Source organism: Bradyrhizobium sp. JR3.5 (assembly GCF_054057015.1).
The window spans coordinates 2,256,962-2,279,004 of sequence record NZ_JBSRYV010000001.1; the positions used below are offsets into that span (position 1 = coordinate 2,256,962).

Genomic DNA, 22,043 nt, shown 5'->3' on the forward strand with positions numbered 1-22,043 from the left:
GCGCCGATGGCGCTCCCTAGCGGAATGAAACCAGAAATTACACGTGGCTTTCTTGTTATATTTCAATTGCTTATTTTTCTGCGCTCTGAGCGTGTATCTACGTAGTGTATCTACGTTTATCGTAAGACCTTCTTGTCCAACTCCTCCTGCCACGCGGTGACATCGTCCTCGTACCAGGCAATGCGCCGTGGCGCGATCTCGCGCGCCTTGGGGAAACGGCCTTCGTCCATTTCCCTATAAAGCGTGCGCCGGCTGAATGGCACCAATGCCAGCACCTGGCTCATGCCCAGCCAGCATCTTGCGGGGGGCTGTTGCCACTGTGTTTGCGTCACCCATCTCGTAATCCCTATTTCCACAACCGCGAATCGCGCGGGCGGAAAGAGAGGATAACGCGCCACCACGGCTATGGAACCGGCCGGTTGCAGGGTACACATTAATGCAACCTGCTTGCATTGATTCGCGAGCCCAGATTCTCAGGAATTCGGCAAAATGGCTAGATGTACCGCACCAGTAGAGGGCCATCGCTCAGCGAGCGCTGCAGCGGCCTGCCCGGCATGTCGTGGCAGCTGGGGTCGCCGCTATAATAGCTACGGGTACCAGCCGTCCTACACACCGACATACACTCCGTCCTACTCCTCGTCGAGCAGCGGCAGCGGTCGAAGCAGCAGCGGCGGGTCAGGCGGCCGTGTACGGGCGAAGTGGTCGCGCCCCGGTTCGTCCGTGATGTACACGCCTACCGAGGTGCAGACACTCACGCCGATCCGCGATACCGTCGAAAAGCGAGCGCCATCACCTGACCTTCGGGACATTTTCCTCTGCCATGCGTGGGACGACCGTCAAGGGTCTGCCAAGCAGCTGCACGATCTGCTGGAGGCGCGCGGTGTCAAGGTCTGGTTCAGCGAGAAGGACGTCGCCCTCGGCACGTCGTTGCTCCGCGAAATCGACAAGGGATTGGCGAAATCGCGAATCGGGATCGTACTGGTAACCCCTGCGCTGCTGAGCCGCCTCGAAGGAGAGGGCATCGCCGACAAAGAATTATCGGTACTCCTAGCACGTGACCAACTCGTTCCCGTGGCGTACGGCACCACGTTCGAAGCTCTCCGCGATGTCAGCCCCATGCTCGCCTCGCGAAGCGGCCTGACTGTTACTGCAGAAAATACGATGGCGGACGTCGCAGCCAAACTCGCCGAGGTCGTCGCCTTGTAGATCTATTGCCCTGCCCCGGGGATTCCGGCATTTCCCGAGCACGTGGGGACGCTTCGGCTATGGGCCCACCAGTTGACCCCAACACTGTCCCGATCTCAGGAATCACGGCCATGACCTACATCATCCACTGTCGTTGGATGGACTATGATAAGAAGCAGTTCACCGTTGAGAAAGCGACGGCCAAAGAGGCCCTTGCTGAGGCTGAAAACCTTATACGCAGCGACGTCCGTATCGAGTACGTGCAGACGCCCGAGCACGGGCGTCTCGACATGGACGGGTTTAGAACCTTGTACAAAGATCAGCAAAATAGCGCGGGCTAAGGCGATGCTAGAAGCGCCATAATTATGGGTGTAGAACCAGAAGCTTAGAAACCAGCCTTGATACTGGCCGGCGATGCCGCGCCTAGAGTCGACAGCGGGCCTGTACGATGTATGTACAGGCCCGCTTTTCCTGATCGCCTGCGGGTGAGGCCGCTACGGCGACAGGGGGTTGATCGGGGTCAAGGGCCATGCTTGGCCGCCGATAGTGTTTTATTCTGCCGCCTCGGCCATCTCGTGACTGCATCCGAGGCCGCAGCCTCCGCTGCAGGCCGGATAGGACGAGCATCGCGCCCCAAAGAAGGGCTGCTGCTCTGCCGCCTCGGCCAGCGAAAGGCGCGCCTCATCTTCGCGGAGGGTATCTTTGATCTTCTCGATCCATTGCGCCTCGTCGGACAGTTCCTCAAGCAGCACTTGGACTTTCCTGACAAGTTGATGCCAGTCTGCGGCCGGCGCTTCGAGCATCTTTTCGGCAATTCCGCACGCTGTGTCGGTCATCTCATCAACGATCTGCCGGGGCAGCGGGCCTCGAGCTAGGTTACGGAGTTTTTCGTGGGTGTAGAGAAACTGGGAAAGGCTAGTCGTGGTGGGTTCCTGGGAAGGAAGCGAGGCAGCTTGCAGCATTAGGCGGGTTCCTATAGTGTGCACTCGTCACCTTCATGGTGACAAATGCACTATACAGGAATTAACCATGGTGACAAGCGCACAAATTAGGGCTGCACGCGGTTTATTGAACTGGACCGTCCGCGACCTCGCTGAGAAATCGGGTGTGCACCGAAACACCGTGACCAGAGTCGAGACTGATGCGACGGCGCCCGGCCACTCGATAGCCGCCATCCGCGCCGCCCTCGAATCTGCCGGCGTGATCTTCCTCGATGACGGCCAATCTATTGACGGCGGACCGGGCGTGAGGTTGGCGAAGCGTTGACGCCCCCCCCCGCTCCGCACAATGAGCGCGGGAGGCGGATCACAATGGCCAAACGATCTGTGGACTACAGCACTCCGCCCACCGCCGCAGACTGGGAATGGTGCCTGGACCGCGTTGCGCTGGCTATGCACAAGGCTGGCAAGGATGGTGACGCATACCTGCCTATCTACGAGCGGCTAGAGTCTGAATTAGCTGCAGCCAAGGATCGCGAGGCAAGGCTGGAGCGGGCGCGTGTTCGTGCTGCGCGCTACATGCAGGAGCATTCGATTAAAAAGTAGTGTCTCGCTGATCCACTGTTGCATCGCGATAATTCAGTTTGCCGTATTTTTCTGCCACTGCGTACATTGCTTCGTAGTTCTCGCGTCGTAATTCCCCGGAATACGCGAAGCCGTTTCTTGCCGCGATATTCTGCAGCACGCGATAGAAGCTAGGAAGGTTCGCATTAACCGCCTCAACAATGCGAGGGACCAGCGTCAAATCTCTAGATTGTCTATCAACCTGGTCAGCCAAAATTGCGTTGCTTATGATCTTCTGCTGCTGGAAATAATTATCGCCCACTCTCGAGATCGCCAAAAAATCATCAAGCGTTGGATCGCCTTTTTTATTTAAGTACTTTTCGAAGGTATCCATGAAATCTCGATACCTTTCCTGCTGTGCAAGCATCAGGCTTTTGCCATTTTCGGAAAGCTGGCGCCTGAAATCTAGCCTTTCCTTCTTCGTCATTGTGAATCGTGTGGCAAGGAATCCGAGCACAGCGCCAGCAGCCAGCTGCAGCGGCGCAAAGTTTGCCGTCACAAATGCAATTAGTTTCTCCAACGACGCCTACTTTTGCTCAGCAAGACGCAGCAGTGTCTCTATCGTATCACCTTCCGAGGCGTACACCCGAGTCCGGTAATCGGTGAAGATCTCCTTAGCTGCGGCTTCGCCCGCAGCGTCGCGTGAGAGGCCCTTACCAACCAGCTCTCGAACGCGTCCAGCCCAACGACGCGTCTGCGCCTCACCTGGCTCGCTTGCGAGTCCGTACTTGATCAGAAGACCGTGACCTGCCGCAGCCATTGTCTTTCCCCCTTGAATAATATCCTCAATCAACCATAGGGGGTTCACGCTTGCGCTTTCAAGTATTGGATGTCCAAAGATGTCAAATAGTTGCGGATAAAGTGCTCCAACTTAACTGCCAGCTGGTCCGCCACTCCAAAGGCTAGTTGCTCGCTTTGCTTGCATCGATCTACAGTTGCGACGGGTCTAGGGGGATTTGATGAGCCTATTTAAACGCAAGGAAGATTGGGAGCGCACATTTCGACTGAGAAGCAACCACGGCGCTTCAAAGGGATTTCTGGCCGTCCTGTTCTGGCTGTGGGGAGCCGTCGGACTGTTGTTCAACGCCGGCACGCTGTTTGGTCTCACCGGCAACATTGGCGTTGGAACGTCCGCCTATTTGACGGCAACCTGCCTGGTGTGGATTGGGGGCATGGTATTGTTTGGCATCGGCGCCCTGCTCGCTCACACGGATTTTGACGGTGAGCGGCCGATGGACGCGGATTACGGCGACGTGCGGGTGACGAAATAGCCCAGCAAAGAAAAACGCAACATGAAGAGAATATTTGAAGATGGGTACGCAAAGATCGAGGTCATGGCTCACGCAATCGCTAAAGGTGGAGAAAGGTTCACCGATCACTTCGCGCTTATCACCATTCTCGATGGCAACGAGGAAGCTGCAGATGATCTTTTCAAGCGCGTGGTCACGAGATTCGAAAATCAACCATACGAGGAATGGATCGGGCGTCGCGGGCTTTAGCCAACTCGGGTGAGGACAACTTCCGTGTGGTCAGCACGCCGATTGCTACGCCTGCCCATTGAGCTCCGGGTCGCCCTAGCTGCGACGCTTGGAATCTTCGCTCTCAACATTGTCTGGGCCTATACGCAGTCGAGTTGGAAGATTGATCCCGGCACAGCGACACTGTGCGGCGCAATTATTGGTCTTGCGATCATTGGACAACAAGCACGTCGGGGATTCACTAATCTAATTCGATCTCAGCGCAATCAATCTGAGCTTGACCGTGAAGCTCGTCTCCACCAGGTCGAACTTGACCGCATCAGGCAACTAGAAGAAGCAGAAAAACGGCTAAACTCTCTTGCAAATGCCTTGTGGGCTGAGGTGTATGCGCTCCACTATCAAATACAAGAGATGTCGCGTTCAAATAAGATGTTTGCAGTTATTGCAAAAGAGATGGGTAAGAGAGGCATTCCTCCCATCGCAAAGTCGATGTCATTCGCAACATTCGACGCCCCTGTCTACAAAGCGAACATCGACAACCTAGGCCTTCTGCCACCGGATATCGCAGCAGATGTCGTCTTGGTGATGACCAGAGCCAGGGGTGGCGAGAACCGCAACATGGAGATGGACAAAGCGATATCGCACGACCTAGCAGAGACCTTGCACCGCGGCTTTGCCGAAACACTTGAGGACTGGCGCGACGATTTATTCCACGTGTCAAAGCGCCTCTCTAGCGTCATAAATCCAATGAACCAAGATCCAGGCCCACTCATTGACGCCCAAAAGGCTAGACAGGCAGCCAAAAAAGCCAGAGGGGAAGAATAGACGAAACACATGTCCGTCCGCTGCGATCACTGTGAAGAAGAATTCGCGCCAAGAACTCGCCGTTCTCCACCCGCTGGAGACGGCGAACTGATCTGCGCTCGTTGCGTCGAGATCATGCTCCGCAAGGCAATCGCGGAATTACCGCGCGAGAATTGATCGAGCAGCGCTACGCAGCCCAACGTCTGGCGCGCGAAGGTTGTGCAGTGCTCCTGAGTCGAGACCCATCTCATCCGATCTTAACGCACAATTAATGCATTAATGCAGATATCGTAGGCTGACGTCTTTTACCCAATATGCGCAAGCGTTGGCGGCCATGACCGAAGGCGACGTGAAAGCCAAGCTAAAATCGCTCGCCCCAAATGAGACATTTGATCTCAGTGATCGTGTCTTTGCGGATATTTTCCCGGATCGTTCTGATGCTTTCGCCCGCACAACCCTGAACGGCATCGCGGCAAGCCTAGAGTGCCTGTTTGAAGCTGGGCCAACAGAACACACCGTCCGATTTGTCAAAGTCGAAAGGGAGTCTATTTCGGATGACGATCGCAAGGCGATTGATCTGTACTATGGATATAGTGCCTCGGGCGGCTGGACTACTAGCGATGTAGACCGAAGGAAATGGATAGCTTCCAGAGAGAGCAGCAAAAACGAGCTTCTCCCAATAGTGACGGGCTTGGTGGGGTTCGGTGCGGCCGTAGTACTGCTCACTCCCTTTGGGTGGGTCGCGGCCGCCGGCGTTGCGGCTGTGCTTGGATTCAACAAGCTCAAGAAAGAGTGGCGCAAGGCACGCACGCTGGCCGCATACGGTAGAACGTTCGCGTTTGACGGGAACGGGGTCGTAATAGGAGTGACCAGAGACTAAGGCTCTGGCAGATTTTAGAAGCCATCAACGGCTTTCCCACCCTTCGCGAGCCATCGAGTTGTACGCCCCCTCACGCCAGCACCCTCCTCGACTTCGCATCATTGACAGCCGCAACAACGCGCATGGGCAACTCGGCATTGTGCTGAGCCATCGCCGCTTTGTGCTCGGTGGCGGCACAGTTTCCTCACCACCGTTGGGCTTTATTGTAGCCCTGGGATGGAGTACGCAGCTAACGTCCACTCAATCGATCTGTCTGCGCCACCCATTACATATACCGGTATCTTACGGTTAGATTTCCGGACGTGTAATTGCTATCTGCGCGTGCTTGTCGCATATGATTGTTACGCTCTATCGTTTCCTCAACCGATTCAAACAGATCTTTCATGAATTTGCCCGCCTTGTAGCGCCTTGCCGTGCTCCAAAAAAATGGACGGGGGGCCTCCTTGCGAGTCCCGTACTCCTCGTCAATCGCGTAGTCGTGTGGTCCTGACTTTTCGTACTTCGTCGTAAGAGGACCGCCCGCCATCACAAGAATCGTTGGCCGCTCGATATCGCCGAACTTCTGCGTAACGTCCTTTTTGCGCAGCGACTTCTTGAGGTTTCCGGTAACGCTGTGTTCAATAGCGTCACCCATATTCTCAATCAGCTCGTCTGCCTGGAGCGACAGCGTCGCATGCACGTCCTTTGCCATCTGCACGGCCAGGTCATGCATATCGTTTCTGAATCTATCGACGCTGGGATTTCTACTCATTAGCCGTGTGCCTTATCTTGCAGGTGAGGTTTGATCGCGCGAATGCTCTGGAATTGGTCCAGCTTGGCGCCGAGCTGGACCACAAGGTCATTTGACATATTTAGACGTACCCCTTCGCGTGCCACGCAACGACAACTGTTGAGGCGCCGGGGTTGTTGATAGAGAACCCTGAGGTTGTCGCAGAAGTGGCGTTAACAGGCGAAGCCGTTCCAGCGGCAGTGCTGCAACAAGTTACGGTCGGCACAGCAGCAAACACGAGCAGGAAGGAAACTGCCGTATTGGCGCCAGAGGTGGCCGAAGTCAGGCCCCAAGCCTCCACACCACCATCCGGGAGGCGACGGTATGCTTGATAACCAGCGCTTCCCGGCGTGCCGGATTCAGAGAACGACTTGACTGTCCCGGAAACGTTAGCGGACGCATCGAGCAGCTTTTGCGGAAGTGTTCCAAAGCTCATCGTTCCCGTGATGAAGCAATTTTCGAACCTCAAGCCACGGTCGATGCAAGCTGCGTTAATGTTGAATGGGGCAGACGCGCCGTAAAGGCTGAAATTCCGGAACGTGATCATCTCGACCGTATCGCCTGAGAAGTCGCCCAGGCTTTCGGTGCCGCTGTTGGTAAACAGCTCCAACGATGCAGTGGTGGTCGATCCCCAATTAATGTAACCGGACAATTCGATGTTTGAGATGATGTGGCCCCGAGCGGTCGTGTCAGAAGCGCCAGTTGACGTTGCTTTGGTGGTCGCCACCAGAGGCGGGTTGCTGAAAGAGCCCGTGTCGACATCAAACGTTAGTTTGATGTTTCGCAGGAACCCAGCGGCCGTAGTCGTGGTTGCCTGATCGATTCCGAGCCGGACCAGGCTGCCGGTGTTCGGATTCGAAACCTGCCTACCCAAGTTGGTGTAATGCAGGTCGATCTCGGACAGCGTATTCTCGCCGTTGCTTTCGGCAGGATCGGCATAGACCTTTAGGAGGCAGTCATCGAACGCACCAGCGCTCTGGCTATCTAGAACAACTTCATGCTGCCGGACGTTGTAGGCGAAATACGACCGGCCGGCGTTGCGGCTGCGATAACGCAGTTCAGCCTCGTCACCGTTCTTCTGGAAGTTTGCCGGGTAATAGACGTTCGTGAAGTCGCCCGACATGAAGATGTCTCGCGCGCGGAGGCCCCGATTGAACGAGGCAGACCGTGTCACGGCAACTCCGGTGATACCGCCATTCTGAACTAAATTATTAATGCGAATGCCCCGGCAGTAATCCTGAAGATAAATCCCATGGCACCCGTAGTTTGAATCCAGCGTGTGGTAATTCACCTGATCAAAGGATGGCCCGTTGATCTCCACGTTCTGGCAATTCAATAGCAGGAACCAGTACAGGATAATGTTGCTGGTCCCGAAATTGATCGGGTTGGTGATCTGACTTCCGTTGAAGTTGATCTTGAGGCCGTTCACGCCGGAAAGCGACATCAGAACGCTTTGCGTTGCTGGTGTGGTTGTCCAGACTCGGTAATTCTTTCCGAAACCGAACTCGACCACAACACCGTACGGTGCGGCATTTATCGCAGCGGCAAGCGCAGTAAATGCCGCCGTGTCATCCGTCACGCCATCGCCGACAGCGCCGAACTGTTCCGGCGTTAACACCCCTCTGACGCCAAGATTAATCCGCGCGGTTGCCTTATTCGCAACATCAGAAAGATTATTCTTAGACAGCAAATCGCCGCCCAGCTTGATTATTTTCCAGGCTCCGTCACCCTCCGACCGAGCAATGACCACATCTCCAGAAGACGCCGTATAGTTCAGATTGCCGGGGCAAATCAGTTGCGCGGAATTGACGAATGTTGGCGTACCCATAATTCGCAGTGTGACGGTTTCACCAACAGGAAGCGCAGGCAATGAAGTAACGATTCCGTTGCCCTCAAGCGTGTAATTGTCGCCAAGCGCGTGAATCGGTAAGCAGTCATACGATGAGATCTTGCCACCATAGCGCCGGTCTAGCGCAAGAGAACCAGCGGCGCGGAATGGTGATGCAATTTGATCGGGAGTCGGCATTAAAAGCTAACCTGTATATTTTCATGATCCGGACGTAGAGCCCATGCGGGCTTCCTAGCGCGAGCCGTCCGCTCTCGCGCTTCGCGCTTCGATGCGCGTGAATGCCGCGCGCCTGTACATCCGAGGTCGCGCGTGGATCAGAGTTACGTGACGCCCGGGTTGCGCACGTCGCTGCATGTTGCTAAAGGGCTCATAACAGTTGAAGGAGCCCGAGTTGGCCAAGAAAAAGAAAACTGTCCGTCGCTGGACGAAGGACGATGTGAAGACGCTGAAGTCACTCGCGAAGCAGAAAGCCGGCGTCACAAAAATCGCAAAGACGCTGAAGCGGACGCGAGCCGCTACAATGGTGAAAGCGTCGTTGCTGAGCGTTTCGCTGGATACCCGAGGTTAATCGAGTAAATCGTCCGGATCCTCTACCGGCGCCCAGCTAACCTTGCTTGCATCTCCGGCGACGCACCCATTGAGGCCAAACACAGGCGCAACAAGCTCAACGCCTTGGTGCCAACCTCCTCGCCTGATTGCAGGCGGGATCGCAACACCGACGCGATTCCCACGATGCAGCGGTGCGAGGCGTTGAGCCTAAGGCAGTTCCGCAGCGAATTCACGCCAGGCCACGGCTTGCGGCTCTGTTAGCCAGGACGGTGGGGCGCCAATGGCATCGCCGGTTGGATCGTTGCGCCTCCGGTAACGTTGGGGATTCTTCGCGTCTCGGCCTTCAAGTTTCGCTTTGGCAAGCGGTGCCCGTGGTCTAGGCAATTTTCACCCTGGGGGTCTGAATTGTGGATATGCGCGTTGAGGGATGGCAGCGGTCTTTAAGGCTGAAGGCTGTAGGGTTTTTACCCCTACCCCGGCCATTAGCTGATGGGCGCGCGCTGTTGTTCCCGTTCGCGCGCGCCCATCATCGTCGCTAAGCGACGGGAGCGACCTTCGGCGAGCCCAACACAATGGTGGCTGCGACGGCGATCGACGTACCACCGGCAGATGTCAGCACCGCGCGGAGATACTTCTGGCTGCCTAAGTAGCCCTGTTTAATGACGGTGTTGGCGACGAGCGTGCCTGGCAGCGCACCAACCAGAAGCCCGGGCGCGATGTCAGAGAAAGTGGTGCCGTCTGGCGAGTCCTGAAGCTTTACGGAAAACGCACCGGTAACGGCGCCGACGCTAACCACAAGTGCTGCTGATTCAAAGTTCAGCGTATCGACGCTCGAACCATTGGCACTAGCCGTCTGTACTGCCGGCGTGATCGTTTGGGCAAAGCCCAGATTCTGGCTAATATCTCGCATGAAAAATGATCCTATCTTTGGTTTAAATGTTGGTTGGCGTGCACGACGTTCCCAATCGTGCACGCCGGTTCACAAGCGCGGGAGCGGCGCGGCGTGAACCTAATTGGGTACGGACATTTCGGCCCATACCAAGCGCTGGTCTCGCCTGGCTTTTGGCTTGTCCGGAGTCAGGCGTGGCGCTGGTTCGCGCGGTGCTAAATCACGCTCCGCCGCTGCTAGTCGTGCAGCGCGGGATTGCTTTGACGCGGCGGGCGCCGCGCGTTGAAGCTCGGCAAGCTGTGCCGCAAACTCGTCCTGCATTGTCGTCATCGCTTGCGACTCCAACTGATTACTTGGCTAGCAGCGCAGCCCTATTCATGGTCGGATTCGGCGTACGCTGCTTCTTCGCCACGGGCTTGCGCTTTGCTGGCCTCTTGTCGACACTCATCTCAAGATAGACGGCGCGCGAGTCACGTGGCTCGGTCGCCCTCACTTCCGCTTCTGCCTCCCGCAGGCGGGCACTCCGGTTTTCGGGACGGGCTTTATGCCTGGCGGCGTCGTCTTTCACGCGTCGCTCTAAATCGGCAACTACGAGCTTGGTGATTTTCCGCATCTCGGCGTCGGTCATCTTCGTCATTTTCAAAATCCTTTAAAGAATGCTCAGCACCGGCAGCGGCGCCGGCAATTTCCAATTCGGACGCTGTTTCTCGTCGGCGTGACCAAGCTCAATTGCGTGCTGAATAATTTCGTACAGTGGTGTTCCGCCCTCCAAGTCGCCAAATGCCTGCAAGTTGATCGGCTTCAAAGATCGGCGCTCAACTCCTGCCAGACGCAACTGGTCAATGAATTGATGATGCTCTAACAGAGCATCACCTAGCGCCTTGGCGCTCTTCACCACAGCAGCGACGACCTTGGCGTAGTCCTTCGCATACCGCTCAGCGGCCATCCGCGAATATTCGCGACGGGCGCTTTCGATTTCGGGTAGTAACAACTTTTTCGCTTCGGCAATGGCCTCAATCTGCGCGTCGAGCGCGCGCCAATCGGCGGCACCGGCCCAGGCCTCGGGCAACGGCGGAGGGTTAATCTCATGCTCTGGCTGAGGCGGCAGCAGATCACCAAGCAGTGCTTCCGCGCCTTCATGCCGCTTCACCGGCTGCGGTTTGGGGCGCGGCGCCTCACCTATCCAGGTTGCGACGCCTTGTTTGTGCCGGGCCTGCGTCAACTCCTGGCCGCGTCGTAGAAGCTCGTCCAGTTGCGCCGCAAGCTCGCGGTTTTTTTCCAATAGATCGGCATAGCGCGGGCTGACCGAGCGGATGGTTTCGATATTATCCAAGTGTGTATCTCCAGTATGATCGAGCGCAGCGCGCTTACTTCCGGCTATGCCGCGTGACGAACGCCAATAAGGCGGGCCACAATGTGGTCCACATAGTGGTCCGCTTCAGTTGCGGTGTATCCACCGCTGAATTCGTAAGCGATTGCTGCAAGTGTCGCGCCGGGAATGCTTATCGACTTCGACGAGGCTTCCTCTGGCACTCCACTACCGAAGTGCATCTTGGTGTCTGCCGCGACGAGCGTCGCGCCAGCAGGATCAAGCCGAACAATCAAGCCTCCGCTAGCGTAGGCAATGGGCAACGTCCTGAAACCAAGGATATTCCGCAGCACGTCGCCCAGCATCAAGCCGTGCTCATTCTCCAGATTCTCGAATTTCACGACAGAATCAGCCGCGTTCCCCAACCCCCGATCAGCAACTACAGCCAAGAACAGCCGCGCGAGATCACGACCATCGAGCCTAGGGACATAACGGCCTCGTGCGCGCGGCAAGAAACCGGACTCGGCTGCGCGCTGTGCGAGAGCGGCGGCGCGTCCAGCATTGATGTTCAGTCGGCGCGCAAGAATTTCGACCGCTTCGCTGCGAATCATAATCTCACCTATGTTTTTGGAAATGATTGTGTGTTGGACAAAAGACAGACGGCTGTACATCCGAGCCGTTAAGTCTTGAAGCCAAAGGTGGTGCGCCAGCGAATCCAGCGCTAAGCTATTGTTGTTACCCTTGCCCTCTTGTGGCGAGGGGCAGGATTTTTTCGGTTCTCAGCCCGCAACCTGCAAATATTTTTCAATTACCGCGTCAACATATTTTTCGGCCTTCGCACGGCTCACACCGATTGCGTCCGCTATCTCGCCAGTCGTTGAGTCGCCTGCAGCCATGTCCAGCAGGATACAAACGGCGCTCCCGAGCTTTTGGCGCACGCGCTGGAGATCAATAAGCCCAGCGGCTTTGTCCTCCTCGCTCGTATCATCAACCATCCAGGCGGGCGCCGCTGCCGAATGTCGCCGATCTGAGCCAGTCGTACTCGCAATAGTCCGCCACTCACCCCGCACAAACACTTCTTGGCTGTCTTCGCGGTAGTGTTTGCCTGGTTCCTCCTTTTCCTTCTCGACCGCCGCCACGATCTCATCAGCGCTCACCGCATCGCGTACGCTGGTTTCGGCGTTCTCAAAGCTGACTGCTTCATTGTCGTTCGCGGCGGACAGGCGCGGCATGGCATTAAATTGCTGCCAGGCCGCCAATCCGGTTAGTAAGCGGACGTTGCCGGCCTTATGCAGGCGCTTGCCCTGCGGCCACGAGCCGCCCTGATAGGCGCGTTCTCCGGTGGTGGTCTGTTGGGCTACAGCCGCCCTATGTTGCGCTGGCGTGCGTGGCTCGTTGTCGTTGGCGTGGTGCATGGTGTCTCCGACGTGATGTCGGCCGTCTGCGCGGCCCTAAAAATAATCTGAAAATCTGCGGGATAACGCGTGCGAATGCCCAACCGGTGGGCGACGGGCGGGTTGCTAGAGTTTGAGTCGGCCCCCTGCTACGCCGCCTCCGCCTGCTTGGCGACCAGCAACCTGAACTCCAGCGAGTCGTCTGGCATCAACCGAAACCTCAAGCGGGCCCCGACAGCGCCATCCTCCCCGCCGCATGCCTCGGCAAGCGCTGCTGCATCTCCAGCTCCCAGTAACCAGCGCTGCGGCTCTGGGCATTCATCGTGGAACAGGGCTTGCAGCGCTGCGCCACCGTCATCCAGCGATTCACCGGATACAACCGTAAGGTCCCTCCACGGCCCCGGGTAAGGCCGACAGAACGTTTTCGGCCCTTCGCGGTTGGTGCTCATGGCCACTTCCCTACCGACTAGTCGCTCCGGTTCACCGTCGATACCCATTGCGGCTTCGAGGCTGGCATAGTCATCGCTATCGACGTGGCAACGAAGCGTGAACTTTCCGCCGCGCTGACTACGCAGGTGTGCCAACAACGTGTCATATTCATCTTCGGATTGCCCCTTCGCGCCGACGTACTCAGCATGCACAATACGCCAGACCGCGTACCCTGGAGGCGGGCCTGCGGAGGCGCTTGTAGTTGTAGTAACTCTCCTCCCGCCCACGCGCGGGCCCTCAGGCCCCGCGCTCCCCGTAGGGGGCGGGATATCTATTTCTTTAGAAATAGGTTTGGGTGCCACCGTGGCACTTTGGGAAATTGGAAAATTTGGCACTTTGGGAAGTGCAGTTTTGGCACTTTGGGACTTGCGCAGGAGCGGCCTATCAAATGGTAATGTCACCGGCGTTGCGAGCCAATTCAAGGTATGCCCGCCGCCGTTGAGCGAGCGAAATTCATCAGAGCCGCGATAGCCGAAAGGCAGGTCATAGCGGGTAGACCACGTCTCAGTGCCTCGCCTGCCACCTTTGCGGATAATCGAGACGCGCTCGGTTTCCAACAATAGCTTGCGCCCGCGCTTCACTGAACGGAGCGAAGTGTCCATCTTGTCAGTAACGAAGTTATCCGAGCACTCGGCGTAGCCGTTCTCCCAATTATAGCTCGCAATGATTTTCCGGTAGAGCTTGCGCGCGGCATCAGTGAGACGGCCGTCCTCGTCCGCGTCGTCACCGAGGCGCCGCAGCGCTAGTTCTGCGGGTTTACGCCGCCTTGTTTTCAAGCTTCCGCTCCCGCTTCCGATACGCGGGAGGAACGAACTCAGTATTCGCCCGCAACGCCTTGGCTTGCGCCTCGCACCGGGCCTTGTGCCACGTGCGATACGCCTCAGCGTGTTCCTGTATTTTTGCGATGTAGATCGGCGCGCCGTCTACGGTATACCCTGCGCAAAAGATAAAATCGTTTTCAAGCAATTCGCGAATTGCTTTTGCAACCGTGCGCGGGCTGCAACCGATTGCCTTGGCGAGATTGTTATGACCGACTCTGGATCCGCCAAATTGTAGCGTCGCGTTTGCCAATTTTGAGGCGAGCCGAATAGAAGTGCCCATCTTCACGGAATGAAGCACAGCGCCGTCAAACGCATTGGCGAGCGCAGCCTGGCGTTCAGTTTCGCAATGTGAATCTCTGAACTGCTCAAGCGTCATAATTGCCTCTTCATCTGCAGCGTCATCATCACCCCCGCTTGAATAGTAGTGCGATTTTTGCTGGCGGACGCTAAAGGCTAGGCGCAAACAAAAATCACTAAAGATAGGGAGGTTGCGAGGCGGCGGTAAAGGGCGGCCGGAAAATAATGGTCGGGGTGGAGCGGTGCACCTGGCTAAAGGGCCAGTCGTGCTTTAGGCGGCCTTGGTGCTGGCCTTGTTGTCGTTGGCGCAGCGCTGCTCCAGTCGTCGCCGCGCGCGCGCCATGACGTCATCACTAGCCTGAAGGAGGGCCAGCTCTCGCTCTAGCCTTTCGACGTAGGGCGCGAACTGCGGGCGGCCGTGTATCACCATGACCTCGGAAATCAGGTCGAGTGCGGCATTGAGGCGCTCTGCGGTTACGGCAGACGCACTTGTATCATTCATTGTGAATGTGGGTGGTCTGAGGCTGTTGTCAGCCAATCAACCGATGCTTCCCGGCTAAGGCCAGTCGAAGCTGCCACTACAAGGCGCAAGTGCGCGTGGCCTAGGTGTGGAAATAATATACGGGCAGCCCCAGATCTCAAGGCAAACACCCGCATCGTATTTTTTTCTTTTTGCCGGGTTTTCCGTTGCCGCCGCGCTCAACTACCCGGTGATTCGGCTACTGATGGCGTGATGGCGATCGCCTTGAGGTATTTCGCCTTGAGCTGAAGTCCGTAGCCGTCGCCGTACTTCGGCTTGCCGGTGGCGTGGCCCATTAGTTCGTCGGTCATCTCTTCAGGGCACTGCGCGGCCTTGAGTCGGTCCTTGAGGCTATGCCGGAACGAATAGATTCCGTACTTCGGTCTCTTCTTCAGCGGCGTATCCTCGCTCACCTTCGGCAGCAACTTTGCCTTCTTGAAATGCTTCATGAGGGTCGCGGATAGGGTCGAGCCTTTGTCGTGATAGCGAGGGAAGCCGCTGCGGTGGCGCTTCATTGCCTCCAGGGCAAGGCCTACGAGCGGGATATCGCGCTCGCTGTGCTCGGTCTTCAAAAGCCTGCCCTCCGCCTCAATGCGGATATAGGGCACGTCACCGTCCAGTTTGATCCGGCTCTTGCTGAGGTTCACGATCTCCGAAGGACGGCAGCCCGTTTCCATCACGATATAAACTACGTCCCTCGCCTCATCGTTGAGTTCATCGAGCGCGCCCGGTGCCAAGATTACATCGCGGATATGATCGACCGGGAATGGCGACCGTTGGCCGTCCCTGCCGCCATCGAGCCTTGTTCCACTAAACACATGGTCGAGCCCAAGCTTCAGGCGCTTGTCGACGGCGCGGATCATCCCTCCGATGTGGCTGATGTTTTTATTTGCCGACGAGGCGCTAATACCCTCCGCGATCGTGCGAGTCTCCCAATAGTCGGCGTAGGCCACGGCGTCGGCGCGTGTCAGATCCTGCAGCGCCTTATCGCCGCGCTGTTCGATCAGAATTTCTACCGCGCGCTTCTTCGCGGATGTCCACTTGCGGCGCTGGTCCGGGCTCATTTTCGACAGAGGAGTTTGCTGCGTCTTTTCGTACTCGCCGAACAGGTCCGAGAGCATAACGCGCGGCTTGTCAACCGCGCCGAGCACGGCATCCACGACGGCGACGTCGGTCTTGCGGTCGCCGACCTTCAATGTCTCGATGCGGGTGAGCAGTTCTTTAATCTGGCGCTGGGCTGCCTCAACCGGCGTCAGGTATTCGAGGTTATGCTTGCGGGCGATGGTGACGGCATCCTGCCAGCGCTGTTTATCTGGCGTTCCGGAGGCCAGCGAGCGCCAGCGCGCCTCTTGGTGCTCATTCAGGCGGGCAGCCACACGGGCGGCCTTAGCGCCGGTGCGGTCGTCGGCGACCTTGATCTTGGTGCTGACGGTCACGAACCTACTAGTCTTGCCACCTAGACCGGCGAAAGCCTTCGGAACGCGCCTATGATACTGCCAGTGACCGTTGCGCTGAATCAGGTAATCCACTTTCGCACCCTGTATCTACGCCATGTATCTACGTTTACATGCGGTTAGGGAGCCAAAAATGTCAATTAAAATGCTTAAGTGGCTGATTTTAAGGCGTTTTTGATAGGGCCTTGATGGCGCTCCCTAGCGGAATCGAACCGCTCTCTCCACCGTGAAAGGGTGGCGTCCTAACCGATAGACGAAGGGAGCAAAACTCCCGGCAAATCAATACGTTAGACGTGAGACATGCCAGACTGGCCGCTACCGGCGAACGGCTGCGACGGGCGAACGTATAGTGGCGATTGGCCGGACGGGCAAGCGTTCAGAACGCTTTTCCCGGACTGCCGCCCGGGCCACTGGCGGGAGATTACCTGCACGACAATCCGGCCTCGATCGAGGTCCAGAAGCCGCAATGCGACGGCACATGCGCATGGGCCCGCGAACCGCCCCCATGAATCAGGATGGCGGCTGCAAGCGCGACGACGACGACGGGAACAATGAGTCTACGGAACGGCATGGGCCTGCGCATCGAACGACATCGTGGCCTAACTAAGGCCTGCAGGCCGGATCGATGTCTGGCGACAGCGCGCTAGTGATTGGTCACGCTCGCGACGTCCTGACGATTGGTCGGCTGCGCCGCGGCCGCCGCCACCGGCGTCTGCTTGATGCAGGTGCTGCAGATCACGAGCTTGCGCGCCAGCCGGTCGTCCGCATCCGCTTCCGACAGTTGCGTCTCCGCCACCGCCGGCGAGGCATTCCGCGCATGGCGTCGCGGCGGCGGCTGATTGGGATCCTGCCCGGCGCCGTCCCAGGCGAGCGGACCGGTTCCCGGCGGCGGGGTCGTCATGCTGTATTGCTGCGAGACCTGCGCGCAGGCGCCGAGCGCGATCGGGAGAAACAGCACAGCGGCCTTGCGAGCCCAGTTCCGGAATGCAGACATGATCACACTCACACGCTATTCGTACCGCGACATCAGACCCGCGACCTAAAAGCAGAACCGCTAAGAAATCGTTTGCCCTGATTGTTCCGTCGCATTCAACCGCGACGGCATCAAGACGGGATTGCGGCGCCAAGACGCAAATGAAGTCGTAGATCAAGACTCAAACCAAAGACGCTCATTCGGAGTCCAATCATGCCAGGCATCAACGGTCGCTTCGACGGCAAGCGCGTGCTCGCCGATCTCAATGCGCTGCGCGCGATCGGCGCCTACAAGACCGGCGTGCACAAGCCGACATTCTCGGAGCCGCATCTGCGCTCGCTGGACTGGCTTGCGGCACACCTGCCCGATGCCGACCTCACCGCGACGATCGACGGCATCGGCAATGTGTTCGGCAAAAGTGCGAAAGCAGGACCGAAGCTGCTTGCGGGCTCGCATCTCGAAAGCCAGAACCATGCAGGCTGGCTCGATGGGCCGCTCGGCGTGATCTATGCGCTGGAGGCCGCGCGCGTCATCAACGGCGATCCCGGCATCAGCGGCGCGGTCGAGGTCGCCGCATGGTGCGACGAGGAAGGACATTTCGGCAGTTTCCTCGGCAGCCGGTCGTTTGCCGGCGCCGTGACCGACGCCGACATCGATGCGGCGCGCGACCGCTCCAGCGATCGCACCATGCGACAGGCGTTGCGCGATGCGGGCTTCGCCGGCCGCCCGCGCCTCACCGCCGAATCTGGCCGCCATATCGGCTACCTCGAAGCCCATATCGAGCAAGGGGACACGCTGGAAGCTAGCCGGCTCAAGATCGGCGTCGTCACCTCCATCGTCGGCATCTGGCAATATCGCATCACTTTCACCGGCGAGCAGAACCATGCCGGCACCACGCGAATGGCGGTGCGCAAGGATGCCGGCCTGGCGCTGGCCCGGTTCTGCGTCGCGATCGACGACAGCTTCCCTGCGCTGTGCGGGCCGCGCACGGTGTGGACCACCGGCCGCATCACGCTGGATCCGGGCGCGCCGAGCATCATCCCAGGCCACGCCGAGATGCTGTTCCAGATCCGCGACGACAATCCCGAGGTGATCTCGCGGCTCGAGGCGCACCTGCATCGTCTGGCGGAAGAAGCCACCGCGCAGGGCCGCTGTGGCGTGAAGGTCGAGCGGATCCGCACCGGCGTGCCCGCGATGATGACGCCTGCGTTCCAGGATGCGATCGAGGCCGCGAGCGCCGCCTGCGCCGGCGGCAAATCAATCCGCATGCCGAGCGGCGCCGGCCATGACGCCCAGGTCCTCGCCACCATCATGCCGGCGGCGATGCTGTTCGTGCCGTCGATCGGCGGCATCAGCCATCACTGGAGCGAGAACACCGACGACGCCGACATCGTCACCGGCGCCGAGGTGTTCGTCGAAACCTGCCGGCGCCTGCTGACGCAATGATCAGTTCAGCTGGCTCAAGCTCCAGCCACCACAAATAGGAACATCGCATCTGCGCTCGTGTTGGATCGCGAAATCAACCCTTGTGATGGAGAAAGTCGATGCCGGAGAAAGACCTCAGCGCCCTGTTCCTCGACACCTTGAAGGACATCTACTACGCCGAGAAGCAGATCTATAAGGCGCTGCCAAAGATGGCCAAGGCAGCGTCATCGGATAAATTGCGCGCAGCCTTCGAGAAGCATCACGAGGAGACCGAAGGCCAGATCGACCGGCTCGAGAAGATCTTCGAGCTATTGGGAAAGCCGGCGCGCGGCAAGAAATGCGACGCGATCGAGGGGATCATCGACGAGGGTAAGGAAATCATGGACGAATACGCCGACACGCCGGCGCTCGATCCTGGCCTGCTTGCCGCCGCACAGGCGGTCGAGCACTACGAAATCTCCCGCTATGGCACGCTCAAGGCATGGGCCAGCAGGCTGAGCATGAACGACGCGGTCAAGCTTCTCGATCAGACCCTGGCTGAGGAAAAGAAAACCGACGACGCGCTGACCAAACTGGCCGTCGCGGCCATCAACGCTGAAGCAGCCTGAGATGTGCCTCGGCCCGCCCGGGGGATTGGTTCCCATTGCAGGAACATATTGCCGTGCGGGCCGTTGGTCATCGTCATCGCCCCGCACGCGGCATCTATCGGTGACGAGAACGCCATCACGCGCTCCCGCCCTCCCGACAAGATGGAGCAGCGTTCCATGCAGCGTCGCCGGTTCAAGCAGACCGATTCTCTCGAAATACGCCTTGGTGATCAGGCTGAGCGTCTTCGGAAGGAAGCACAAGGCACCTATCCGGGCGTTGAGCGCGAGCGGTTGATCCGACGAGCTCGCCAGGCGGAAACCGCGGCACAGATGGCGGATTGGTTACGGCCTTCCGGGACGCCGGCTCAGAAGTAGCTGTTCGCAGAGACGGCGGAGGCCCCGATCTTCAGCCCCGGCAATGAGCCGACGAACCAATTCGTCAACGTCCTGCGACGCTCCCGCCGTTCCGAATTGCCCAACAGCGTGAACACTGTTTTCAATCCAGAAGTGGATATTGTTCTCGCGCACCTGCACGGCCCCGCAAATCCAGCGGGGTCTATCACTGCCCGGTCTGTTCCCAGAAAATCCTGCTTCGCCGCACCGGTCGCGCGGGTCAGGCGCGCCGTCCGAACGGAACAACTGCCCAGACCCGCTCGTGTACATAGTACCAGGCGATCTTGGTGACGATCTCGAGCCCGGCGATCGAGCCGGCGAGCGAGACCTTGCCGGTCATGAACCAGCTGATGGCGAAAGTATCGAGCGTCCCCAATGTCCGCCAGCTGATGGCCTTGAGGATCGATCGCGTGTGACTCTCTGCTGCGCGTAAATGCACCCGGTAACGTCTCCCGTCTGATCGAGCACTTCTACCATGTCGTTCACCGGCGCGCTCGCGCCCGCCGCGCAATCATCCAGGATCCGACTGTGCCAGCCGCCGGATACAGCCAAACGTGAATTCCCAAGCGCGTGTCCGCGACCGCCGGCCACCTTGCAAAGTGCTGGGTTTGCGGCCATTTTCGCCTTTCACGAGAACAGATTGATCCCATGTTGTTGCTTGAGTCGCTTCCGACTGTGATTGGCGCCGCCGCCATCGCACCCGCGTTGCTGGTGCTGTGGCTGGTGATTGCCGCCGACGAGCGCCCCGGACCGCCGGTGCAGGTGTGGCTCGCCTTCGTGCTCGGCGCGGCCAGCATCTCGCTGCTCGGCCTGGCGCGAATTCCCTTCAATGCGCTGCTTGCCATTCCCGACAATCCTTGGGCGACCCAGGCGGTCCGCGCGGCGTTCGGCGTCGCGGCGCCGGAGGAGATCGTCAAGGTTCTCGTCATCGTCGCCATCTCGACCCGCCGCCGTGCCTTCGCCGATCCGATGGATACGGTGGTCTATGGCGCGGCCGCGGGCCTCGGATTTGCGGCCTACGAGAACCTCGCCTATCTCGTCCAGCACAAGGACATGTGGCGGGCGCTCGCGGCGTTGCGCAGCGTGCTCACGGTGCCGTTTCACGGCGCGCTCGGCATCATTGCCGGCGCCTACCTTGCGATCGCGCGCTCCGGCGGCGCGCTCGGCGCCTACCGCGGTCACCGCGACTGGGCGCGCATCACCAACTGGGCGCTGGTGCTGGTCGCGCCGGTCGCGCTGCACACGGCGTTCGATTTTCCGCTGCTCGCGCTCCAACGCATTCCCGATCTCAGCTCGACCACGCGCCTGCTGCTTGGTTCGGCGAGCGTGCTGATCGGCTTCTCCTCGATCGGCTTTGCGATCCGCCTGGTGCGCCGCCTCGGCAGACATCATGCGCCGCGCACTGATGTCGCGCGCGAGCGGCTGAGCCAGCTGCGGCGAATGTGGGCACTGCTGTTGGTCGGCGGCGGCACCGGCTTTGCCGGGGTCTCGTTCCTGCTCACGTCGCTGCATCACTGGTACGTCAATCCCGAGCGCAATGCGTCGTTCATCCTGGTCCCGATCGGCCTCACCTCGATCCTGATCGGACTGGCGCTGCTGATCGCGACCACCGCGGTCTATTTCCTTGGCCGCAACCGGATGCGGACCGCCGCGGAGGGCTTTCCATCGGCGGCGGGCCAGAGCTAGGATACGCCGCACGCTCGCAGACTTTGCCGTTGCAGACTTTTCGGTTGCAGATTTGGAGAGCCGCGATGACCCTGTCCAGCGATCTCGACAGACTGCGATCGGAGATGAAGGCCGCGGTCAAGCAACACTGGAAGGCGTTCCTGTTCGAAGGCATCCTGCTCGTGATCCTCGGCATCGCGGCGATGATCGTGCCGACATTCGCGAGCCTCGCCGTCACCATCTTCCTCGGCTGGATGTTCTTGATCTCAGGCATCGGCGGGCTGATCGTGACCTTCTGGGCGCGCAACATGCCGGGCTTCTGGTGGTCGCTGATCTCGGCTGCGCTCGCCGTGCTGGCCGGCATGGTGCTGCTGGCCCGTCCGATGCAGGGCGTGCTGACGCTGACCATCGTCATCGGCGCCTATTTCGTCGCCGAGGGCGTCGCCACCATCATGTATGCGCTGGAGCACCGCCGCGAATTGTCGGGACGCTGGTCCTGGCTGCTGATCGCCGGCCTGATGGATATCGTGATCGCCTTCTTCATCATCGCGGGCCTTCCGGAGCCGGCGGGCTGGGCGATCGGCCTCCTGGTCGGTCTCAACCTGATGTTCGGCGGGGCGACCCTGATAGGTATGGCGTTGGCGGCGCGCAACACCTGACGGCGAACCGGCTCACCCGCGGTTTTGGGGGGTGACAGGCCGATATCCGTCGGGTATAGAGCCCACCATGATCACCGTCGCCACCAGCTATT

Annotated in this window: 31 protein-coding genes and 1 tRNA gene; 14 read left to right on the forward strand and 18 right to left on the reverse strand. The window is 58.9% G+C overall.

Annotated elements, in window-relative coordinates:
* Positions 1–116: 116 nt before the first annotated feature.
* A complete protein-coding gene (locus ACVWW1_RS11335) occupies positions 117–284 on the reverse strand; it encodes a helix-turn-helix transcriptional regulator (RefSeq protein ID WP_456655817.1) in 168 nt (55 codons plus the stop codon).
* Positions 285–723: 439 nt separating this feature from the next.
* On the opposite strand from ACVWW1_RS11335, the gene ACVWW1_RS11340 reads away from it, so the two are divergent.
* Complete coding sequence (locus ACVWW1_RS11340; RefSeq protein WP_456655818.1) at positions 724–1,206, forward strand: toll/interleukin-1 receptor domain-containing protein; 483 nt, start codon at positions 724–726, stop codon at positions 1,204–1,206.
* Between the two features lie 110 nt (positions 1,207–1,316).
* The gene (locus ACVWW1_RS11345) at positions 1,317–1,526 is read left to right on the forward strand and encodes a hypothetical protein (protein ID WP_456655819.1); all 210 of its coding nucleotides are present in this window, start codon (positions 1,317–1,319) and stop codon (positions 1,524–1,526) included.
* A gap of 210 nt (positions 1,527–1,736) precedes the next feature.
* Here the strand turns inward: ACVWW1_RS11345 and ACVWW1_RS11350 are convergent, their stop codons facing one another.
* The gene (locus tag ACVWW1_RS11350) at positions 1,737–2,147 is read right to left on the reverse strand and encodes a hypothetical protein (RefSeq protein ID WP_456655820.1); all 411 of its coding nucleotides are present in this window, start codon (positions 2,145–2,147) and stop codon (positions 1,737–1,739) included.
* A 67-nt stretch (positions 2,148–2,214) separates the two neighbouring features.
* Between ACVWW1_RS11350 and ACVWW1_RS11355 the strand changes: the two genes are divergently transcribed.
* The gene (locus ACVWW1_RS11355) at positions 2,215–2,451 is read left to right on the forward strand and encodes a helix-turn-helix domain-containing protein (protein WP_456655821.1); all 237 of its coding nucleotides are present in this window, start codon (positions 2,215–2,217) and stop codon (positions 2,449–2,451) included.
* Positions 2,452–2,495: 44 nt separating this feature from the next.
* Entirely contained in the window at positions 2,496–2,729 is a 234-nt protein-coding gene (locus ACVWW1_RS11360; RefSeq protein ID WP_456655822.1) for a hypothetical protein, read from the forward strand.
* On the opposite strand, the gene ACVWW1_RS11365 is transcribed toward ACVWW1_RS11360, so the two are convergent.
* Together ACVWW1_RS11365 and ACVWW1_RS11370 are read right to left on the reverse strand one after the other, a co-directional pair.
* A complete protein-coding gene (locus tag ACVWW1_RS11365) occupies positions 2,719–3,267 on the reverse strand; it encodes a hypothetical protein (protein ID WP_456655823.1) in 549 nt (182 codons plus the stop codon). The genes ACVWW1_RS11360 and ACVWW1_RS11365 overlap by 11 nt on opposite strands.
* Positions 3,268–3,273: 6 nt before the next feature.
* Positions 3,274–3,507 (reverse strand): hypothetical protein, encoded by a 234-nt coding sequence (locus tag ACVWW1_RS11370; protein ID WP_456655824.1) that lies wholly within the window; start codon positions 3,505–3,507, stop codon positions 3,274–3,276.
* Positions 3,508–3,706: 199 nt separating this feature from the next.
* Here ACVWW1_RS11370 and ACVWW1_RS11375 point away from each other — a divergent pair, with 199 nt between their 5' ends.
* The 4 genes from ACVWW1_RS11375 (at position 3,707) to ACVWW1_RS11390 (ending at position 5,909) form a co-directional block, all read left to right on the forward strand.
* Entirely contained in the window at positions 3,707–4,018 is a 312-nt protein-coding gene (locus ACVWW1_RS11375; protein ID WP_456655825.1) for a hypothetical protein, read from the forward strand.
* Positions 4,019–4,039: 21 nt separating this feature from the next.
* Positions 4,040–4,246: a hypothetical protein gene (locus tag ACVWW1_RS11380; protein WP_456655826.1), complete on the forward strand. Its 207-nt coding sequence runs from the start codon at positions 4,040–4,042 to the stop codon at positions 4,244–4,246.
* 24 nt (positions 4,247–4,270) lie between these two features.
* The gene (locus tag ACVWW1_RS11385; protein WP_456655827.1) at positions 4,271–5,050 is read left to right on the forward strand and encodes a hypothetical protein; all 780 of its coding nucleotides are present in this window, start codon (positions 4,271–4,273) and stop codon (positions 5,048–5,050) included.
* 313 nt (positions 5,051–5,363) lie between these two features.
* The gene (locus ACVWW1_RS11390; protein ID WP_456655828.1) at positions 5,364–5,909 is read left to right on the forward strand and encodes a hypothetical protein; all 546 of its coding nucleotides are present in this window, start codon (positions 5,364–5,366) and stop codon (positions 5,907–5,909) included.
* Between the two features lie 265 nt (positions 5,910–6,174).
* Here the strand turns inward: ACVWW1_RS11390 and ACVWW1_RS11395 are convergent, their stop codons facing one another.
* Together ACVWW1_RS11395 and ACVWW1_RS11400 are read right to left on the reverse strand one after the other, a co-directional pair.
* Positions 6,175–6,621, reverse strand: a complete 447-nt coding sequence (locus ACVWW1_RS11395; RefSeq protein ID WP_456655829.1) for an HK97-gp10 family putative phage morphogenesis protein — start codon at positions 6,619–6,621, stop codon at positions 6,175–6,177.
* Between the two features lie 139 nt (positions 6,622–6,760).
* Entirely contained in the window at positions 6,761–8,704 is a 1,944-nt protein-coding gene (locus ACVWW1_RS11400; RefSeq protein ID WP_456655830.1) for a hypothetical protein, read from the reverse strand.
* 214 nt (positions 8,705–8,918) lie between these two features.
* On the opposite strand from ACVWW1_RS11400, the gene ACVWW1_RS11405 reads away from it, so the two are divergent.
* Positions 8,919–9,095, forward strand: a complete 177-nt coding sequence (locus ACVWW1_RS11405) for a hypothetical protein (protein ID WP_456655831.1) — start codon at positions 8,919–8,921, stop codon at positions 9,093–9,095.
* 516 nt (positions 9,096–9,611) lie between these two features.
* Here the strand turns inward: ACVWW1_RS11405 and ACVWW1_RS11410 are convergent.
* From ACVWW1_RS11410 to ACVWW1_RS11460, 11 genes are all read right to left on the reverse strand, one after another.
* A complete protein-coding gene (locus ACVWW1_RS11410) occupies positions 9,612–9,986 on the reverse strand; it encodes a hypothetical protein (protein WP_456655832.1) in 375 nt (124 codons plus the stop codon).
* A 328-nt stretch (positions 9,987–10,314) separates the two neighbouring features.
* Entirely contained in the window at positions 10,315–10,602 is a 288-nt protein-coding gene (locus ACVWW1_RS11415; protein WP_456655833.1) for a hypothetical protein, read from the reverse strand.
* Between the two features lie 12 nt (positions 10,603–10,614).
* Positions 10,615–11,298 carry a hypothetical protein gene (locus ACVWW1_RS11420; RefSeq protein WP_456655834.1) on the reverse strand — a complete coding sequence of 228 codons (684 nt, stop codon included), beginning with the start codon at positions 11,296–11,298 and terminating at the stop codon, positions 10,615–10,617.
* Between the two features lie 44 nt (positions 11,299–11,342).
* A complete protein-coding gene (locus tag ACVWW1_RS11425) occupies positions 11,343–11,885 on the reverse strand; it encodes a hypothetical protein (protein WP_456655835.1) in 543 nt (180 codons plus the stop codon).
* A 168-nt stretch (positions 11,886–12,053) separates the two neighbouring features.
* A complete protein-coding gene (locus tag ACVWW1_RS11430) occupies positions 12,054–12,689 on the reverse strand; it encodes a hypothetical protein (protein ID WP_456655836.1) in 636 nt (211 codons plus the stop codon).
* A 128-nt stretch (positions 12,690–12,817) separates the two neighbouring features.
* Entirely contained in the window at positions 12,818–13,933 is a 1,116-nt protein-coding gene (locus ACVWW1_RS11435; RefSeq protein WP_456655837.1) for a hypothetical protein, read from the reverse strand.
* The gene (locus ACVWW1_RS11440; protein WP_456655838.1) at positions 13,914–14,354 is read right to left on the reverse strand and encodes a hypothetical protein; all 441 of its coding nucleotides are present in this window, start codon (positions 14,352–14,354) and stop codon (positions 13,914–13,916) included. Before ACVWW1_RS11440 ends, ACVWW1_RS11435 begins: the two co-directional genes overlap by 20 nt.
* 192 nt (positions 14,355–14,546) lie before the next feature.
* Positions 14,547–14,777 (reverse strand): hypothetical protein, encoded by a 231-nt coding sequence (locus ACVWW1_RS11445; protein ID WP_456655839.1) that lies wholly within the window; start codon positions 14,775–14,777, stop codon positions 14,547–14,549.
* A gap of 197 nt (positions 14,778–14,974) precedes the next feature.
* Positions 14,975–16,231: a hypothetical protein gene (locus tag ACVWW1_RS11450; protein WP_456655840.1), complete on the reverse strand. Its 1,257-nt coding sequence runs from the start codon at positions 16,229–16,231 to the stop codon at positions 14,975–14,977.
* Between the two features lie 207 nt (positions 16,232–16,438).
* Positions 16,439–16,513: transfer RNA gene (locus ACVWW1_RS11455), tRNA-Glu, on the reverse strand.
* 379 nt (positions 16,514–16,892) lie between these two features.
* Positions 16,893–17,243, reverse strand: a complete 351-nt coding sequence (locus ACVWW1_RS11460) for a hypothetical protein (protein ID WP_456655841.1) — start codon at positions 17,241–17,243, stop codon at positions 16,893–16,895.
* A gap of 192 nt (positions 17,244–17,435) precedes the next feature.
* On the opposite strand from ACVWW1_RS11460, the gene ACVWW1_RS11465 reads away from it, so the two are divergent.
* From ACVWW1_RS11465 to ACVWW1_RS11475, 3 genes are all read left to right on the forward strand, one after another.
* On the forward strand, positions 17,436–18,668 hold the full coding sequence (locus ACVWW1_RS11465) for a hydantoinase/carbamoylase family amidase (RefSeq protein ID WP_456655842.1): 1,233 nt from the start codon (positions 17,436–17,438) through the stop codon (positions 18,666–18,668).
* 98 nt (positions 18,669–18,766) lie between these two features.
* Positions 18,767–19,255 (forward strand): YciE/YciF ferroxidase family protein, encoded by a 489-nt coding sequence (locus ACVWW1_RS11470; RefSeq protein ID WP_173643407.1) that lies wholly within the window; start codon positions 18,767–18,769, stop codon positions 19,253–19,255.
* Positions 19,256–19,318: 63 nt separating this feature from the next.
* On the forward strand, positions 19,319–19,609 hold the full coding sequence (locus tag ACVWW1_RS11475) for a hypothetical protein (RefSeq protein ID WP_456655843.1): 291 nt from the start codon (positions 19,319–19,321) through the stop codon (positions 19,607–19,609).
* A gap of 238 nt (positions 19,610–19,847) precedes the next feature.
* Here the strand turns inward: ACVWW1_RS11475 and ACVWW1_RS11480 are convergent, their stop codons facing one another.
* Positions 19,848–20,066: a DUF2061 domain-containing protein gene (locus tag ACVWW1_RS11480; protein ID WP_176531511.1), complete on the reverse strand. Its 219-nt coding sequence runs from the start codon at positions 20,064–20,066 to the stop codon at positions 19,848–19,850.
* 209 nt (positions 20,067–20,275) lie between these two features.
* Between ACVWW1_RS11480 and ACVWW1_RS11485 the strand changes: the two genes are divergently transcribed.
* Both ACVWW1_RS11485 and ACVWW1_RS11490 read left to right on the forward strand, forming a co-directional pair.
* Positions 20,276–21,313 (forward strand): PrsW family glutamic-type intramembrane protease, encoded by a 1,038-nt coding sequence (locus ACVWW1_RS11485; RefSeq protein WP_456655844.1) that lies wholly within the window; start codon positions 20,276–20,278, stop codon positions 21,311–21,313.
* 65 nt (positions 21,314–21,378) lie between these two features.
* Complete coding sequence (locus ACVWW1_RS11490) at positions 21,379–21,951, forward strand: HdeD family acid-resistance protein (RefSeq protein ID WP_456655845.1); 573 nt, start codon at positions 21,379–21,381, stop codon at positions 21,949–21,951.
* Positions 21,952–22,043 lie beyond the last annotated feature (92 nt).